Here is a 16,910-nt window from a genome sequence, read left to right as displayed (position 1 = left end):
TGCTCCCAATTATATGTAGCTGGCGTTTTCATGCACGCCAGTTTTCACACCTGTAATAAGGGAGACAATTTCGTTGCCATCCGTCTTGTCCGCATCCACGACGCCAACGATTTCACCACGCCGAAACACGAAGATCCGGTCTACCAGGTTAAACACCTGACGTAAGTTGTGGCTGATCAGGATCAGCGGAACGCCTTGTTTTTTCAGGCGGCGAATGATGTTTTCGACCTGCGTGGTTTCCTGAACCCCAAGTGCTGCGGTTGGCTCATCCATGATAATGAGTTTTGAGGCAAAGGCTGCAGAACGTGAGATTGCAACGCACTGGCGCTGACCACCGGACATTTTACCAATTGCGTTGCGCAAGTTGGGAATCTTAACAGCGGTCTTCTCAAGGCCTTCTTTGGCTTTCGCCAGCATTTTCTTCTCATTCAGAAAACTGAAGGGCCCGAGATTGAAATAGACTTCTTCACGTCCAAGGAAGATGTTGGCTGGAACATCCAGATCGTTTGCGAGTGCCAGATTCTGAAATACAGCTTCAATACCTGCTTCCCGAGCATCCAGAGGGCTTTTGAAGCTGACCTCCTTTCCGTCGAAGAACATCTGACCAGAAGAAGGCTGCTCAACGCCAGTGATTTGGCGAACAAAGGTGGACTTCCCTGCCCCGTTATCACCAACGATTGCGATGTGTTCGCCTTCACGGAGCTCAAAGTCTGCACCTTTCAGAGCTTGCACTCCACCATAGTTTTTGCAAAGACCTTGCGTTCGCAGGACGATCTTTCTCGCATCATTCATTGTTCTTTTCCTCACCAGGGCTGAGATAAAATCGGTCAAACCGACATCGCGGCCAATAGACTATGAGTTGCAAAGCGAGCAGCGCTCCGCACAGATGCACGGAGCGCCCTTACTGAAAGCCTGCTATTGGCTCATGTAGGATTTATGATTGTCCTGAGTGACCAGTTCGAACGGAATATTGATCCAGTTTGGCAGAGCTTCGCCGCTCATAGCTTTCACAGCAGCATCAACAGAGCCAGTTGCCTGCCCCTTGGCATTCTGGAAGACAGTGACATCCAGCTCATTTTTACTCAGGGAAGCAAGAGCGTCATCCGTTGCATCAACGCCAGCAACCAGAACATCATCCATATTCACGCCAGCAGCTTTGAGAGCCTGCACCGCGCCAAGAGCCATCTCGTCGTTGTTGGCAAATACGATATCGAATTCAAGACCAGAGCTGAGCCAGTTTGACACGACGTTGTTTGCTTCTGTGCGCTGCCATTTGGCTTCCTGCTCCGCAACAAGCTCGATGCCGTTACACATGGAGAGGCTCAGGACTTCGCGTACGTCTTCAGAACGAGTAACAGCAGCTTCGTTTGAAAGAATACCCATCAGCATAACCGCTTTACCAGTGCCTGCCGCCTGCTTGCACACTTCAAAAGCTTCCAGCGTGCCCGACCAGGTTTCATCGGAACCCACAAAGGCAGCCTTTTCACCCAGCGCATCCAGATCTGCAGGGCGACGGTTCACATAGATCAACGGAATACCCGCTGCTTCTGCCATTTTGGTAATTTGAGGGGCCGCTGCTGCACTTACCGGAGCTACGATGATTGCTGCAACGTCAGAGGCAATAAAGTTCTGAATTTGGCTCAACTGCATGCCGACATCTTCTCGGGCATCTTCGATCTGAATTGAATGCCCAAGTTCTTCTGCGCGACTTTTGGCAGCTTCTCGAAGAGCTGTCTGGAAATTATCATCAAAATTTGGACTTGAAAAACCGATAGTGTCGGCGCTTACGGCTGTTGCCATCATCGTGAACGCAGCGACTGCTGCCAGTAAACCAGTTTGTTTCATAGTTTCCTCCCATTTGCGTTAGCAACCGATTGCAAGAATTAATGAAGCGAATTTGGGAGCCATATCAACACCAGAACCCAAATAAACACTATACTAACCAAATCTTTCCTACCGATCACTACGGGATTAAACTAACCTAGCAATTACCAATATTGCAACCGCTTGCATTAAATTTACTATTTTGATGATTTGAAGTAGCCGTCTGCAGCTTCAAACAAAGAGATTAACATCAGCTCGGAAAACAACAAAACAGCCACGACGCCTACATCAAGCAGGCAACACCGCAACTGAATGGCAAGATAGGACGCTCACACCGATTGGTTGCACGTGTGGATGCGGGAAGACGGCCTGTCTGTTTTAGACTGCTCCAGTTACACTGCTTTTGCCGCGCAGTACCACGGCATAAGGTCGTTGTTATGGTTGATCTTATGATCGCAATCTCAAAGGGTGATTTGTTTGACGCCAAGCTAATCGCCGGACAGCCAGATGGGGAGCGAAGCAGCCGTCAATGCGACTAAGGCCATCATTCCCCCCCACCAAAAACCAGCTGAACCTTGGTTAGCGCCACCAGCAAGTCCAGTGATCGCCAAAAGTCAGCGCTGAGTTATTCCTTGATTGGATTCTTTCACAGATCGGCTGAGTGCGCTAAACGGATGGCGGTACTGTTGTCAAACAAGATCACTGCGATTAGGGAATTGGGCTTTAAGGCAGGCGATGGGCACTTTGCTTTTGCAGTTCCTTCGTGAAAACGTCCGCGGCCATCCCTTCATTCAACGCGCGTTTCAATAGCATTTGTTGAGTTTCAGGAGCTAACCCGCCGACTGGTGGGTCCAAATCCAGATTGGTTGGGAACGAGTACCCTTCTCCGCAGGATGCTATTGCCGCGTCAAGATGTTTGCCTGATAGCACCCCTTGCTCAGTCAGATGCTTCAGGGCCGGAAAAACCTTAGAACACATAGCACTACGATCAACACTTTCCATTGCGCGGCCAAACGCAGATGAGACCTGAAGCAAGTTCACCATACGATGAATATCTGTCGTCGTGTTTGCACCAGCTGCATGGAACAATGCAGGATTGAAGAAAACCGCATCTCCCTTTTCGAGTGGAAGCTGCACATAGTTAGCCTCGAAATATTCCCGGAAATCGTCTCGCCTCCACGCCACATAACCTGACAGGTATTTTTGTGAAAACGGCAGCAACTTTGTAGGTCCGCTTTCAAGGGGCATATCGCAGTGAGCAATCGCGCCCTGCAAGGTCATGTAGGGTGACAGGTGATGGACATGAGCCGGATAATCCTCGCAGACCTCGGCAGTCTGAAAGCCCAGATGATAATCTCTGTGTGCTTGCTGTGCTGCCCCTCCCGGATGGACCAGATTGACCTGTGTCGTCATCTGATAATTCGGCCCAAGCCAGCTCTCACAGACCGCGTCAATGAGCGGATTGGCAAAGTAACGAGCAAATACAGATGGATCTGCCAAGCATAGCTTCTGCAGGCTGTTCCAGATACGATCGTTCGCACCAGCAGCAGCAAAATGATCACCGCCATTGCCGGAAGATCTCTCAGCAGAAATAATGCTCTCAAATATCTGCGTAGCTTCGTCTATCGCTGCGATATTTTCTGCTGCTCCCTTAATCACCAGAACACCAGCTGTATTTTGCAAAACACTAGCCCACTCTGACAACAAGCTTCTGCGCTTGGATGTGTCTTCAAGCATATTTCGCAGGTTCGCTGCGCTGTAAATAGGGATATTGCTTTGCACATGGGTGGCGTTGGGAACTGTCTCAGCGGACAGCTCCTGTTCCACGAGTGCCTTGAACTCGTTTAAGTCACAGGCCGATTGCCTGTAAAATCCATCAATTTGTTTGCTACTGACCATCTTAGCCCCTCTCCTTGATGTATCAGGCATTAAATAAGCAAAATGTTGAATTGCCAGCCATATGCATTTCCATCAAGAATCCATCAATGACGCATCGTTTCCCTGTTAAAGAAATCGCTCTTCAAGCTGGATTAAGTACAGCAACGGTTGACCGCGTACTTCACAGCCGCACAAACGTAAGTCTGCAGTCTGTCCGCAGAGTACAAAACGCGATTGCAGATTTACACCTGCAGGAAAAGCAGCTGTCTGCACGCGGCAAGAAGCTCTTTATCGACTTTGTTGTCGAAGCTCCGGACCGCTTCTCCTCTGAAATACGGCGCGCTGTTGAAAGTGAAATTGGCAGATCAAACCCTGTCGTCATCCGGCCGCGTTTCATCATGCAAGAGCATATGCAAGAGGCTGAGGCCGTCAGTTACCTCAAACGCATTATGACTCACGGTAGTAATGGGGTTTGCCTGAAGCTGCGTGACACGCCAAAGCTCAGAGACATGATCAAAGCGCTCTCAGAAAGGAATATTCCTGTCCTCACGATGTTCACCGATATTCCGATCTCAGAACGACTGACATACATTGGAATTGACAATGCAAAGGCGGGAAAAACTGCAGCTTACCTGATCTCAAAGATGCTGCATTCTGCTGGCGGAACCATATTGATGAGCCGCAGCCACGAGCATTTTAAAGGTGAAGAAACACGCGCAATCAGCTTTCGATCATGGCTCACACGTAATCGTCCAGACCTGAAATTTGTTGAAACCATAGGAGGCTCTGGAGTTGATCATAAAATTGAAAAAGACCTGGCCTCTATTCTTGAGAAAGAGCAGAACATATGTGCTGTGTATTCCATGGGCGGAGGAAACAGGGCAATTATTCAAATGCTTGAGCAGTATAAGATGTATCCGGACAGCTACATTGCACATGACCTTAATCAGGAAAACAAAGCATTGCTCAACGCGGGCAGAATTTCATTTGTACTCCATGACGAGATCACTCAGGATATCTTGGCTGCCTTTTTTCACATTAGCCGTGCCAACAACATAACCCTAGCGGAGCCTCCAACTCCCAATGGTTCTGATGTTCACATAATTGCACCTGAGCTTAAATGAACCGCCCCCTCACCCACGCATTTATCCAGAAGGCTTCGATGGGAACAATTACGAAGGCCTCGCTCTCTTCAAACATTCCTCTACTTGTTCTCCAAAGTAGCTTTGTCATTCAAATCGATAATCGTGCTTACGATAGCAGTCATGAGCTATCAGCAACACTCCATGATCTGTTGTCAGGTTTTGTATCATGCTCACGATCTGAGTAGCATTCGCCTCATCCAGCGCAGAGGTCGCTTCATCGAAGATTAGAATATCAGGACTGCTCAAATGAGCCTGTTCAAGAAGCCGCTTTCGCTTTTGCAAAGGCTGGACTGCTAGATCAGGGAAATTGCTTCTTTAGAGCATTTTGCGGAGCCCCAAAGAGCAGCATTCGAGAGTTTGCTTATGATCTGTTCTCGTGACATCAAGCCCATTTCGACAATGACATCGACAAATCGTTTTCCGTTTACATCAGCTTCCTTCACAATCTTGGAGACCTCAGCATATCCAAGTATGGGTACGAATACGGTAGCAAGAGCAGATGAGTTGAGGAGATTTTGAAGCGCCTTATCTTCCAATGCTTCTATTCCATTCACGCATTTTTTCGCAAACAGATCCGCACCATGAGTAAGCAAATCTATGCTGTCAAACAATCGAGACGCGATAATCGGTTCGAAGTGGTTGATCTCGAGTTGTCCATTGAGAGCGGCAAGTGAAATCGCCGTGTCATTACCAATCACAGCAAATGCCAGCTGTTGAACCATCATAGGCATCACCGGGTTCACTTTACCTGGCATGATCGATGAGCCTGGCTGAATCGCGGGTAGCTTGATTTCACCGATGCCGGATTGTTTGTCGGAAGACATCATAATTAAATCGAGGCTGATCTTGCCCAAAATCTCAGCAGTAACTCGCAGTTCAGCAGAAAGTCTTGAAAACCCATCTGAGTTCTGCATCGCATCAAACAGGTTGTCAGATTGCTGTACAGGATGTGGCAATTCTTGACCTAAATACCGATAAACAGCTTCCTGATAACCTGCACGAGCACCGAGCTCTGTTCCGATTGCAGTTGCTCCCAACGGCAGAACTTGCAGGGCTTCAGTAGTATCCATGATTTTGTCACGGGCTCGAAGAATAGCAGCTGAGTATCCGCTGAACTCCTGTCCCATGGTCATTGGTTGCGCACCTTGCATACATGTACGGCCAATTTTGAGTACTTCGGCAAGCTCATCTGCTTTTAGCTGAAATGCCTCTCCCAGCCTTGTCAGAGCCTTAGTAAGCGCTGGAACTTTCTGCAGCACAGCCAGCTTGACAGCAGTAGGAACCACGTCATTGGTTGATTGTCCCATGTTTACATGGTCGTTAGGCTTCAAGTATTCGTAAGCTCCAGCCTCATATCCCATAATCTGCAAGGCACGATTAGCGATGACTTCGTTGGCATTCATGTTGATAGACGTACCACCGGAACCTTCCAACATGTTGATGATGAACTGGTCATGATGCTTGCCACCCATAATCTCATCACACGCCGCGGAGATCGCATTAGTCTGCTTGACGGTTAGACCTCCCAATACACCATTAGCTTGGGCAGCTGACTTCTTGATGATCGCAAGAGCCCGGACCAGAGCTTGGTCGTCACCGATCGTTGCAGAAGAGATCAAAAAGTTTTCTGCACCGCGAAGCGTGTTGATGCCGAACAATACATCATCAGGTAGTTCGCGAGACCCGATGCTATCAGTTTCAATTCTTGGCATCCGTCATGCCTCCGTAAATGTCAGGTTAGAATGATCTTTCCGTGCTCCAGGCAACGTCAGAACGCGGTTATGGAAGGCGATATAGATGCCGGGCTGTAAGAGCCGCGCGCACACCAATGCCTCAATCATGTTCTGAGAAGCATCAGACCCTTCAATGACATAGGGAACCATCGCACCTGTAAAAATCACCGGCACACGAGGTGCTTTGACCGCACAACATAATGCCTCACCACTCAGCGCCATGCTGTCTGTACCATGCGTGATAATCACCGCATCATGAGTTGCAGCAGCACTTGTAACTGAACGGGTAATTTGAGCACGTTCTTCATCACCAATTTCAAGTGAGTCCAGATGCATCAAATCAATGAACGTGAACTCCAGATCTGGTAAGCTTAAGGAGGTAATGATCTCTTTGACTTTAAGTTCAAAATTATAAAGTCGGGCTGAGTTAGGATCATAGCTTTTCGCTATCGTCCCCCCCGTCATGACAACAGCAACCTTCAGCAGCCCACTCTTATAATTCATCGTTGAGTTGGAGGCATCAGTCATGAACAGCTCTCTTGTTCTTAGGACGTACCACCAGCACAGAGCAATTTGCATGACGAACAATCTTTGCTGCATTTGGGCCCAGCAAATAATCTCCGAAATCAGGAATGTGAGACATCAGGATAATGAGATCTGCTGATAATTCATCAGCGGTTTGCAGAACCTCCGAATAGATATTGCCAGATCGAACAAACCTATTGATGGTTCCGAACTCCTCTGTTTCGGTTATCTCGCCAAGTCGGGTTTGCGCGACCTCGAGGGCTTTGTCCTTCAGCTCGCCAGGCACAAATGATGCAAAAGGTGCAGCCTGAGCGGCCTGCGCAATCACTGTGCCCAGATCAAGAACAACTGTCATGCAGGTCAACTCAACTGAGTTGCCTTTTGCATGAAGCCTTAGTTCCGGCAAAATCTCTGTCCATGAGCGTTTTTCTTCCACATCAATGGGAATGAGAATTCGAAGTGTCATTTACCCACCTCCTACCTGATGCCAGTTATGGCCATTGGCAGCCACATGGATAGTATTGGGACAAAAGTGGTGAGCAGAACCACTGGCATATATGCGAGGAAAACAAACACCAGAGTAGGTTTTAGAACCTTCGCAAGCGACGTCTGCCCTATCAAAGTACCAAAATAGAGGATTGGCGCTGTGGGCGGCGTAATAAGACCCATGCCCAGATTGGTTCCAATAATCGCAGCAAAGTGCACCGGATGTACGCCAGCCTCGGTCACCACAGGCAGCAACAGCGGAGCTGCAAGCAAGATGCCAGAAACATCTTCCATAAACATCCCAATAAGCAACAGAAAGCCATTTACAAGAAGCAAAAGTACGATCGGATCATCAGAAATGGAAAGCATCGTCTCTAGTATCTGTTGAGGCACTTCTTCAAGCGTCAACACACGCGCCAGCATGTTTGCTGTAAAGATCACAAGCATCAGTACCGAAGTCACTTGAGCTGCTTTCCAAACCACATCGTAAAACGACTTGAATGTCAGCTCCCGGTATACCAGAAATGCGACTGGCAACGCATAGGCCACAGCCACAGCAGCAGCTTCAGTAGGCGTGGTGATACCTCCATAGATAAACCCCAGGATGATCAAAGGCATTGCTAACCCGAAGCCTGCTTCTCGCGTACGCTGAAAAACTGTTTTGATCTGCACATTCAACGGCTGTGCTTCAGGAACAGTAATCTCCATCTTACGGGTCAGGACCATGTTCCAGAAGGAAAACAGACCAACCAGCAACAGTGCAGGAGCCAATGGCGCAAGGAAGCTTGCTGCAATAGAGGTACCTGTTACCCAACCATAAAGGATCATGGTTGCGCTGGGAGGGATGAGCAGTGCCAGAACAGCAGAGCAGCTGACTAGAGCAGTCGCATAGCCACGGTCATATCCTCGCTCCACCATTCTTGGAATGGCAATAGAACCGATTGCAGCAACAGCTGAGGACGCCATCCCGGAGATTGCACCAAAAACAGCCGTTGTAATGACGGTTACAACACCTAGGCCCGAGCGGTATCGACCAAAGAAGCTGTCTGCAACCTCAAGCAAACGTTTGGCAATTCCACCTTGTGTCATGATACCACCGGCTAGAATATACAGTGGTATCGCAAGTAATACGACTGAAGATAGCTTAGAAAGGCCTGCAGTTATCAAGAAGGTTGTCGAGTTGTATTCACCAAAGATGATCAGGAATGCGGCTGCGGCGACAAATGTCAATGCAACAGGCACACCAAGGATCATCAACGTCACGAGAAGCGCAACGTCCATCAAAATTAGGGAGCTCATGATTTAGGATTCCGTATTTGGTGCGTGCCAGATTATTGCGCGTAAGCTTTCAATAAACTCGAGCAGGAAATAGAAAGCCGTCAGAGCCAGTCCCACGAACATCACCCCATAGATCCAGATCATTGGGAGACGTAGCTCCGTTGATACGGTGTTCATACGCTCTGTGAAGACGAGCAGCCCCCAGAGTGAGTTGAGGATATAAACCACCAAAATTGCAGACAAGAGGCGTGTGAAGGCATGGACGCCTGCAGTGATGCGTCCTTCTCCGAATATTGTGTCCACTAGACTGGCCGAGATGTGGCTGCGTTCATGCATTCCATACGCTGCCCCAACGAAGTACATAATGACACCAGCAAAACTGGCGAACTCTTCAACACCAAAAAGCGAATAGTTAAACAGATATCGCATCACGACCTGAAGAAAGACTGCTGTGGTGAATGCGATACTTGTGATGAACATAATGAACCGCAACAGCTTCAGCTTGAGTTGCCAGATTGGGTTCTTAATGTGTATTTGGCGCTCTTGAAGCATACCGCCCTCTTTTATTTTGTCCGAGGACCGGAGGAGATCTCCGATCTTCGAAACTCATTAGTTTGAGTAGCGGCTTTCAAGCAGCTCATAGAGCTCGTCGCCGATCTGATCTTTCATCTTCGGCCATGCATCAACGCGCACGGCTTTTGCCATGTTTTCGATCTCATCACGTGAATAGATAACAACAGTCACACCATTCTTGCTAAGCTCTTCAAGGTAGCGGTTGTCAGCTTCTTCTACGGCGTTAAAGCGCTCCGTAGCCATCTGGGCAGCTATCTCGTTCAACACGGCAGCATCTTCTTCTGGTAACTGAGCCATGGAGAAGGCTGATGAAAGCAACCAGTTGATTTCAAAATGATCGTTGATCTGCAACCATGTATCGACAACACCATTCCAATCACGAACCGCATTTTCAGGAACGCCACCAACCATTCCGTCGATTACGCCGGTCTGCACTCCAGTGTAGAGTTCCGCCCAAGGCATTGTGGTTGTTGAATACCCCAGACGCTCCAGCAGCGGCTTGTGCGTACCCACGCCCGATGGCCAGACGCGAATCTTGAGCTCACTATGGTCCGCATTCGGATCTTTCGGATCATCGACAGGTTTGCCAACAGCCAAACCGCCCAAGCCGTTTGCATAAGGTGCTAAAACCTGAATTTGCTGCGGCTTTACGAGGTCATTCACGATATTGAAGAGAAAGCCACCATTGTTCCAGGCATCTTTTGCGCTGTCATAGTCAACTGCGGTGTAAGGAAACCATGTTAGAGAAAGTCGCGAGTCAAATTTCGTTGAGATTGACTGAATTGCCAGATCAACAGAACCTTGGCTCAGCTGCTCATAAACTTCCTCCCAATCACCTAGTTGGCTTGCAGGAAAAATGCGAAGATTTACGCGGCCATCAGAAGCTTCCGAAACGCGACTTGCAAAGTCCTTAGCCCAGTTATCCATGTCACTGCCTGGAGGTGATAAGTGAGATAGTCTAAGCGTTGTCTTTGCTTCAACCGCAAACGTTGAAAGCCCAATTGTCATTGCCGTCGCCAACACAACCGCAGCTGTTTTCCGCAATTTAAAAACCAAGTTCAATCCTCCCAAGTTAAATTCCCTCACTAGTTCGATTGTGAGATCACCCTGAGAATAAGAGACTGATAGCACCCTATAAAAGAACACATAAGTCATTTTGGAGAACGTAGCAGACAGGATTAAGGGGAATTACATTCAGTAACTTCCCCCATCCGAAACTTTACGTTTGAGTTGTTCGCCCGTTAGTCTAGCGCACCTGGAATAACATGGTCGATGCCAGTTCCCCAGGTGTCTGCCATGGTGTAACCCAACTGGTAAGGATCTGTTGGATCAGCTCCCAACTGCATGGTTGCATAGATCCAGGCCCTCCCAGAGATACGAGGAATAACTGCGGGTTGCCCAGCCACTTTCGTCTCAGAAAGAATAGAAGCCTCAAAACGAGAGTTGATCGTGGATCGCATTTCGAGCTGCTGATTGGGTTCAATCAATCCCTTGGCATGCATGGCAGCCAGACGAGCAGCGGTACCGGTTCCACATGGTGAGCGATCAACACGTCCTGGTGGCATAATCGTAGCATTGCGGTATGAGCTCTGCTTTCCATCAATCATATCAGTAAACATCAAAAATTCGACACTGTTGAAGTTCTCAATCTCTGGATGCTGAACTGTGAGCTGCTCCTGGGCTGCCCTTTTGATCTTGTTTCCGAGCACAACCATATCTTGCGCGACATCAGGCCCAATACGAAACCCAAGCTGTTTTACATCTGGCAGTACGTAGTAAACACCACCAAACGCAACATCCACCGTGAGCGTTCCCAGTCCTTCTACCTCAAGCTGAGCATTCAGATACTCAGCAAATGCTGGGAAGAAATCCAAGGACACTCGCTCGACACGTCCCTCTTTGCAGTGCGCAACTGCTTTTACCAGTCCAGCCGCAGTGTCCAAAACAACTGTCGTTTCAGGTTCATGCATTGACAAGATGCCAGTCTCCAGCAACACCGTTGTCACACACATTGCATTGGATCCAGACATGGCATGCGTCCCATCTGCCTGCATGGGTATAAACGCAGCATGTGCCTCCGAATGTGATGGAGGTAGCAAGAGGTTCGTTGTCATCTGAGCACAACCGCGAGGTTCACGATTTACAAACTGACGAAGCTCATCATTGGCCTTCAGGTACTCCATCTTCTCAAGTATATCAGCTCCGGGAACATTCAGTACTCCACCCGTCAAAACACGCCCAACTTCCCCTTCAGCGTGTGCACCAATTACCGTCACAGATTTATTCCAGCGCATATGCCCTCCTTGTTAGCTAAGGAGAAATGCAGTACGTAATGGGCTAATAATAGAACAAAAAAGACATTTACTTGCAGATTCGGGAGTATCAGCTTGCTAAGCCCTCACATCACAGATGAACAGATTGAACCAGACGTTCGCTTTGCCTTTATTCTCGCTCCGGCGTTTACAATCCTGCCGCTAGCAGGATTTATCGATGCTGTGCGTCACTCCTCAGATGAAGCTGATAGAAGTAGACAAGTATTCTGCCATTGGGATGTTTTAAGTCATGATTTGGAACCCGTAGCATCAAGTTCTGGTCTTGCAGTTATGCCATGGAAAACGTTTGAGGAAGCAGGGATTTATGATTATGTCGTCATCGTCGGCGGCCAACTTGAACAAATGGAACAGATTCCAGAAGAAACCTATGCATTCTTGCGAGACGTTCACGCCAAAGGGACAGAACTTATCGGACTTTGCACTGGTAGCTTTATCATAGCCAAGGCAGGCCTCCTTAACGGTAGAAAGGCCGCAATTCACGCGCACCATCGCCCGCTTTTTTCGCAACAATTTCCAAAGGTAGAGCCCGTAGAAAATGAGCTATATGTCCGCGATGGAAGTATCCTGACCTGCCCTGGTGGAACTGCTGCGATTGACCTTGCAGTAGAAATTTTGATTAAGCACTGTGGACGCTCTCGTGGAATGAAAGGCCTGACGGCCCTCGTTGTAGACGAGCATCGATCAGCACATGAGATTGGGCGGCTTCCCTATCAAGATTTAGAGGAATGCGGAAACTGGCGTGTGGAACAGGCCATTAAAAACATGCGTCAGAAGCTGAGAGACCCAGACACAACAGAAAAGCTTGCCGAAATGCTGGGTTCCACCGTCAGGCAACTGAACAGAGCCTTTACTGAACATGCAAAAGCCACACCACAAGAAGTCTGGCGTGACATGCGCCTCCAGCATGCTCGCTGGCGCCTCATGAACTCAAAACGAACCGTGACCCAAATCGCCCATGAATGCGGTTTCTCCGACAGCAGCCACTTCTCCCGCTGGTTCAAAGCTAAATTCAACCAAACCCCGAAACACTATAGAGCGCAACGTTTGGTGAAGCAGAGATGAACCAACGATTATGTATCGTCGACGCTGAAAGGAAAATTTAATATTACGGCAAGAGTAAAATATAGAATCTCCGTTGCGTCAGTTAATTTAAATATATTATATCAATAATCAGGTACTAGCCCAGATTCAACAGTTTGTTACTTATGCTCAAATCGCGGACATTCGCACTGGCGTTGACCTTTGATTATTGAGGCGCTCTTACTATTCCTGGTTGCTATCCCACTTAAAAGTGCGGAGAGACAAGAAAGTGCACTCGCCTTCCACTAGGGCAAAACAGGTTTGCGAACGAGAGTAAACACTTGCGTGGCCAATTACACGCGGCGATAATTGGCAAAATTGTGCTGTAGGACGGATCTAAGCTCTATATGCTGCAGCCTCGCATTTTTCAGATGGTTTCATTGCACGGTTAGGAATGGCTATTCTGCTTGGCTCCTTCTAGAAAAAGCAGAAGGAGCCAAGGATTATCAACTTAGGAAAAATAACAAAGTATGAGATAAACTATTCCGTACTCACCTAAATTCGTTCAACGACGCTCTGACGATTATTCGCAGTGTTGTCATGATCGATTACACCAGCGTTAATCGCCTCACCAATCTTGAAGCCTTCATGGATGTATGCATCAATGATTTTCTGGCCTTCCTCTTTCTTCAAGAGCCTTACTATGTGGCCCATGAAAACCTCTCCCAATATCGAAAGTCGGTAATCATGAGGTCCCTCGATGACAAGCGCTTCATTGATCAAATCTTGTAGAGTAGAGAGCTGTGCTTCATCCACATCTCCGGCATCAATCATTGCTTGAAGGCGATCTTTTCTCAGCCCTTCATAAAACAATGGGAACGTCCACAAAGACATGTCCTTCTGGTGATGAAGTGCTGACTTTCTGAGGTTGAAACCAAATTCACCATTACGCACAGCTTCTTTCCAATGATTGATATCTACAGTGTTTTCAAACCGGACACCTGGTGCTGAACCGATAGCCTGTGCACCAGCGGCAATCAGAAACGTATCGTAATGTGCTGCCCCAATACATTCGTTGCCCGGCAAATGATCAATGATTTCCTTACTAACGGAAGCTTTGTCGACATAAGTGTTTGTTCCACAACGAACCCAACCTGACTGCTGCAGAGTACTGTAGGAATGCAATCGCATGATTGCTTGTTCTTTATGCATTGGCACATGAGGCACCTTTTCGCTTTTCACATCCGCAACCAAAGATGGCGCTGCACCTGGTGTCAGTAGGTATGTACTGACAGCATTGATGATCGGGTGCTTCAAGGCATAATCCAAATCCGCTTCAACATCAGCAAGTGTTTGACCAGGCAAACCGGTGATAAAGTCGGTATTTACGATTGGAATCTTGCCACCAACGTATTCACATAACTCTTCTACTTTACGCATTGATCGCGGCAGACGGATATTAGCCCTGATATCTGGATTGATGCTTTGCACGCCGAAGCTGAGCTTTGTCACATCATGAGTAATCAGTTCGTCCAGAAAATCAGGTTTGGTTGTTGCTGGAGCACATTCAACTGCAATCTCCGTGTTTTCATCCATACCCTCTAGCGAACGTACATAACTTAAAAGTCTTCCGATATGGCTACGCACCAGATCTGGGCTCCCGCCTCCAATGTGTACGGAACGAATACGTTTTTGACCATAAGTCGGCGTAATTTGCAGTATCTTGCGGAGTTGCTGAATCAATAGGTCAATATATTCACCCGCATTAGCGAAATCCAGAGTATTGCCTCCGGAGAATGCACAGAATGAACACTTCTGGGCGCAAAACGGGATGTGAAGGTACAGCTGTAATGTTGTTTCATCAGTTACTGGAGCTGCGGAAATACACTGAACTATTTCCGTCTCACTTAATTTCTTACTATCTGGGACCATCCAGTAATCAATTGTATTTCGTGCCATGTATTTAAAGCGTGTATTTAAAAGATTTTCATCACCTACGCGAAGATCAACCATGTATAACCTCAAAATATAATTTGTTAATATTGCGTTGACGTTAACAAAATTAACTCACATCAATCAATTACTAGAAGTATATTATATAATGAGAAATATTTATTCATATAAAATTCGATATTATTACCAATACGCACGCGTTAGATTAATTAAAATAAGTAACATGAAATATATTATTATATAAAGAGGATTTTTATACATATATTACGTAGAGGTAGTTTTCTAAATAGCTTGGCCTTGTTCATTGAAAAATAACAAAGCCGATGCTCCATGAATTAAGAATAATGGCAATGAACGCTATGAGACAGGATCAGGCCACCAGATACTAAATTTCATGCTATTTTAAAGTAATCCATGAACTCTATACGGACTTCTTCTGAAGAATAAGTAATTTGGCTCATCAAAGCAGGTATTTTCTAGTTTTTTCACACAGCAATCAACTCATGGGGAGGCGATCAGAAAGCCTTTAGCTCGTGAGTTGAGGCTATTTGCTGCTAATATTTTGGGTTGCATTTTTCTAATCTACACGCTTATATGTTTTTGCTTTCAATATAAGATTGTCTTTTTGATTATTTATTTTAATCTTATTGAGAGTTACTTTAGAGCGATTCATCTAGCTTAATTTAAGATGACTTCTATGTGCGCATACCAAGTACATGATTAGAAATACAATTGACTACGAGCCATCGCGCTAATTTGTCAAGAAATACAAAAGACAAGCGCGTTTGATGCCCATATTCAGGAGAGTTCTAATTGGAGTGCGATCTAGATTGGCGACAGGCTGTAGGGCAGATTGGTCTCCCAGTATTGGTGAGATTGGTAAATTAATAAATTTTGTAACTTAATATAGATTTCAAATAGGATTCTTTAAATTATGAAAAAGATCGTAATATTTTTTCGTGGTGAAGTTGCCATGCACTTTAAATATCTCGACAATTTCGTGAGAGTTATAAAGGATCTGAAATATTCTTTGCATGTTATGTTCCATTCTGGAAGCACGCCACCGAAAAGCATGCTCAATAAGCTCATGACATATGAGTTTATTGACTTGAGTTCAGTGCCCGACGTGCGTGCACGAGTGGATGAGATTTGCTCTAAGGAAGCGATCGAACGTATTTTTGTTTTCCACGATGAAGATGTTTACACTGCTTGTCTGTGCAGGGAAGACAATAATATTGTCGGATTACGACCAGCAGCCGGCATCCATTTTAGAGATAAAAACGTGATGCAACAGCGTGCTAAAGAACTCGGCCTTAAAACACCTCATTGCTGCGTTCCCCATACAAGGGCCACCTTAGATGAGTTCGCAGGACAACACGGTTATCCGATAATTATCAAACCATATGATGGTTATGGCTGCGGTAATACCTTTAAGGTTGAAACGCCGGAGCAACTTGAGGAAATTTGGAAGAAAATTCGTAATGAACGCCATGATTACCGTGTTGAGGCATATATTCATGGAGTTCAATATTTTATCGATAGCTTAGTGCAGAATGGTGAGACCGTTTTCGACAATCTTTCGCAATATACTTACAATATTATTGACTATAAAGAGTCAGGACAACACCAAGGCGTTATCACCCTCGGCCAGGGCGAAAATACAGAGCAGAGAGACATTCTTGCGCAATGTCGACACCTCTTAAACCATTTTGGCATGCACACAGGTGTTGCTCATACTGAGTTCTATCTTACTGACGATGGAGAAATTTACTTCGGCGAGTCTGCTGCTCGCTGTGGTGGGGGCCCCATAATTTCCCTTATCAACCATGCCTACGGATTTGATCTGGTAGAACAATGGGTCAGGCTTGATCTTAATGAAGAAGCCCATATCACCCAAGACTACACGACAAGTTTTGGTGCCGAATACCTTTCCACTCTGGTTACAGGTTCTATAACACAGATCAGTGACAGTGACGCCATACGCGCGTTACCTTCAGTCCTTGAAGCCGAAGTGTGGGCGCAGAAGGGAGATGTTCTGAAAGAGGCTGAACATTGCTATGAAGTGCTGGGCTATTACATTTGTCATGGCGATGATTTTGCAGGGGTCGCCCAGAAATTTCGAAACATTCGCGAAGCCTTCCAGATCCAAGTAGGTAACTGAT

General features: G+C 46.8%; 14 protein-coding genes. 3 read left to right on the top strand and 11 right to left on the bottom strand.

The window, feature by feature from the left end:
- Positions 1–9: 9 nt before the first annotated feature.
- From PPL9_RS23985 to PPL9_RS23975, 3 genes are all read right to left on the bottom strand, one after another.
- Positions 10–792: an ATP-binding cassette domain-containing protein gene (locus tag PPL9_RS23985; RefSeq protein ID WP_057465081.1), complete on the bottom strand. Its 783-nt coding sequence runs from the start codon at positions 790–792 to the stop codon at positions 10–12.
- Positions 793–915: 123 nt separating this feature from the next.
- The gene (locus tag PPL9_RS23980; protein WP_057465080.1) at positions 916–1,845 is read right to left on the bottom strand and encodes a substrate-binding domain-containing protein; all 930 of its coding nucleotides are present in this window, start codon (positions 1,843–1,845) and stop codon (positions 916–918) included.
- Between the two features lie 702 nt (positions 1,846–2,547).
- Positions 2,548–3,723 carry a phytanoyl-CoA dioxygenase family protein gene (locus PPL9_RS23975; RefSeq protein ID WP_057465079.1) on the bottom strand — a complete coding sequence of 392 codons (1,176 nt, stop codon included), beginning with the start codon at positions 3,721–3,723 and terminating at the stop codon, positions 2,548–2,550.
- Positions 3,724–3,809: 86 nt separating this feature from the next.
- Between PPL9_RS23975 and PPL9_RS23970 the strand changes: the two genes are divergently transcribed.
- On the top strand, positions 3,810–4,826 hold the full coding sequence (locus PPL9_RS23970) for a LacI family DNA-binding transcriptional regulator (RefSeq protein ID WP_057465078.1): 1,017 nt from the start codon (positions 3,810–3,812) through the stop codon (positions 4,824–4,826).
- 314 nt (positions 4,827–5,140) lie between these two features.
- Here PPL9_RS23970 and PPL9_RS23960 read toward each other — a convergent pair whose 3' ends face one another.
- From PPL9_RS23960 to PPL9_RS23930, 7 genes are all read right to left on the bottom strand, one after another.
- A complete protein-coding gene (locus PPL9_RS23960) occupies positions 5,141–6,559 on the bottom strand; it encodes an aspartate ammonia-lyase (protein ID WP_082597082.1) in 1,419 nt (472 codons plus the stop codon).
- Positions 6,560–6,562: 3 nt separating this feature from the next.
- Complete coding sequence (locus tag PPL9_RS23955) at positions 6,563–7,108, bottom strand: asparaginase domain-containing protein (protein ID WP_161831445.1); 546 nt, start codon at positions 7,106–7,108, stop codon at positions 6,563–6,565.
- Positions 7,101–7,571: a universal stress protein gene (locus tag PPL9_RS23950; protein ID WP_057465076.1), complete on the bottom strand. Its 471-nt coding sequence runs from the start codon at positions 7,569–7,571 to the stop codon at positions 7,101–7,103. The genes PPL9_RS23955 and PPL9_RS23950 overlap by 8 nt, the downstream gene beginning before the upstream one ends.
- An 11-nt stretch (positions 7,572–7,582) precedes the next feature.
- Positions 7,583–8,890: a TRAP transporter large permease gene (locus PPL9_RS23945; RefSeq protein WP_057465075.1), complete on the bottom strand. Its 1,308-nt coding sequence runs from the start codon at positions 8,888–8,890 to the stop codon at positions 7,583–7,585.
- A 3-nt stretch (positions 8,891–8,893) separates the two neighbouring features.
- Positions 8,894–9,421: a TRAP transporter small permease subunit gene (locus PPL9_RS23940; protein WP_057465074.1), complete on the bottom strand. Its 528-nt coding sequence runs from the start codon at positions 9,419–9,421 to the stop codon at positions 8,894–8,896.
- Positions 9,422–9,478: 57 nt separating this feature from the next.
- Positions 9,479–10,498, bottom strand: a complete 1,020-nt coding sequence (gene dctP, locus PPL9_RS23935; RefSeq protein WP_208989585.1) for a TRAP transporter substrate-binding protein DctP — start codon at positions 10,496–10,498, stop codon at positions 9,479–9,481.
- A 185-nt stretch (positions 10,499–10,683) separates the two neighbouring features.
- Positions 10,684–11,736: a proline racemase family protein gene (locus PPL9_RS23930; protein ID WP_057465072.1), complete on the bottom strand. Its 1,053-nt coding sequence runs from the start codon at positions 11,734–11,736 to the stop codon at positions 10,684–10,686.
- Between the two features lie 93 nt (positions 11,737–11,829).
- Between PPL9_RS23930 and PPL9_RS23925 the strand changes: the two genes are divergently transcribed.
- Positions 11,830–12,837, top strand: a complete 1,008-nt coding sequence (locus tag PPL9_RS23925) for a GlxA family transcriptional regulator (RefSeq protein WP_059279747.1) — start codon at positions 11,830–11,832, stop codon at positions 12,835–12,837.
- 513 nt (positions 12,838–13,350) lie between these two features.
- On the opposite strand, the gene PPL9_RS23920 is transcribed toward PPL9_RS23925, so the two are convergent.
- Entirely contained in the window at positions 13,351–14,808 is a 1,458-nt protein-coding gene (locus tag PPL9_RS23920; protein ID WP_082597077.1) for a radical SAM protein, read from the bottom strand.
- An 874-nt stretch (positions 14,809–15,682) separates the two neighbouring features.
- Between PPL9_RS23920 and PPL9_RS23915 the strand changes: the two genes are divergently transcribed.
- Complete coding sequence (locus tag PPL9_RS23915) at positions 15,683–16,909, top strand: ATP-grasp domain-containing protein (RefSeq protein WP_057465069.1); 1,227 nt, start codon at positions 15,683–15,685, stop codon at positions 16,907–16,909.
- Position 16,910 lies beyond the last annotated feature (1 nt).

The sequence above is a fragment of the Pseudovibrio sp. POLY-S9 genome (genome assembly GCF_001431305.1).
In the GTDB taxonomy this organism is placed as follows: Bacteria; Pseudomonadota; Alphaproteobacteria; order Rhizobiales; family Stappiaceae; genus Pseudovibrio.
The sequence above is the reverse complement of the archived record's forward strand: the minus strand, read 5'-3'. Positions and strand labels throughout refer to the sequence as shown.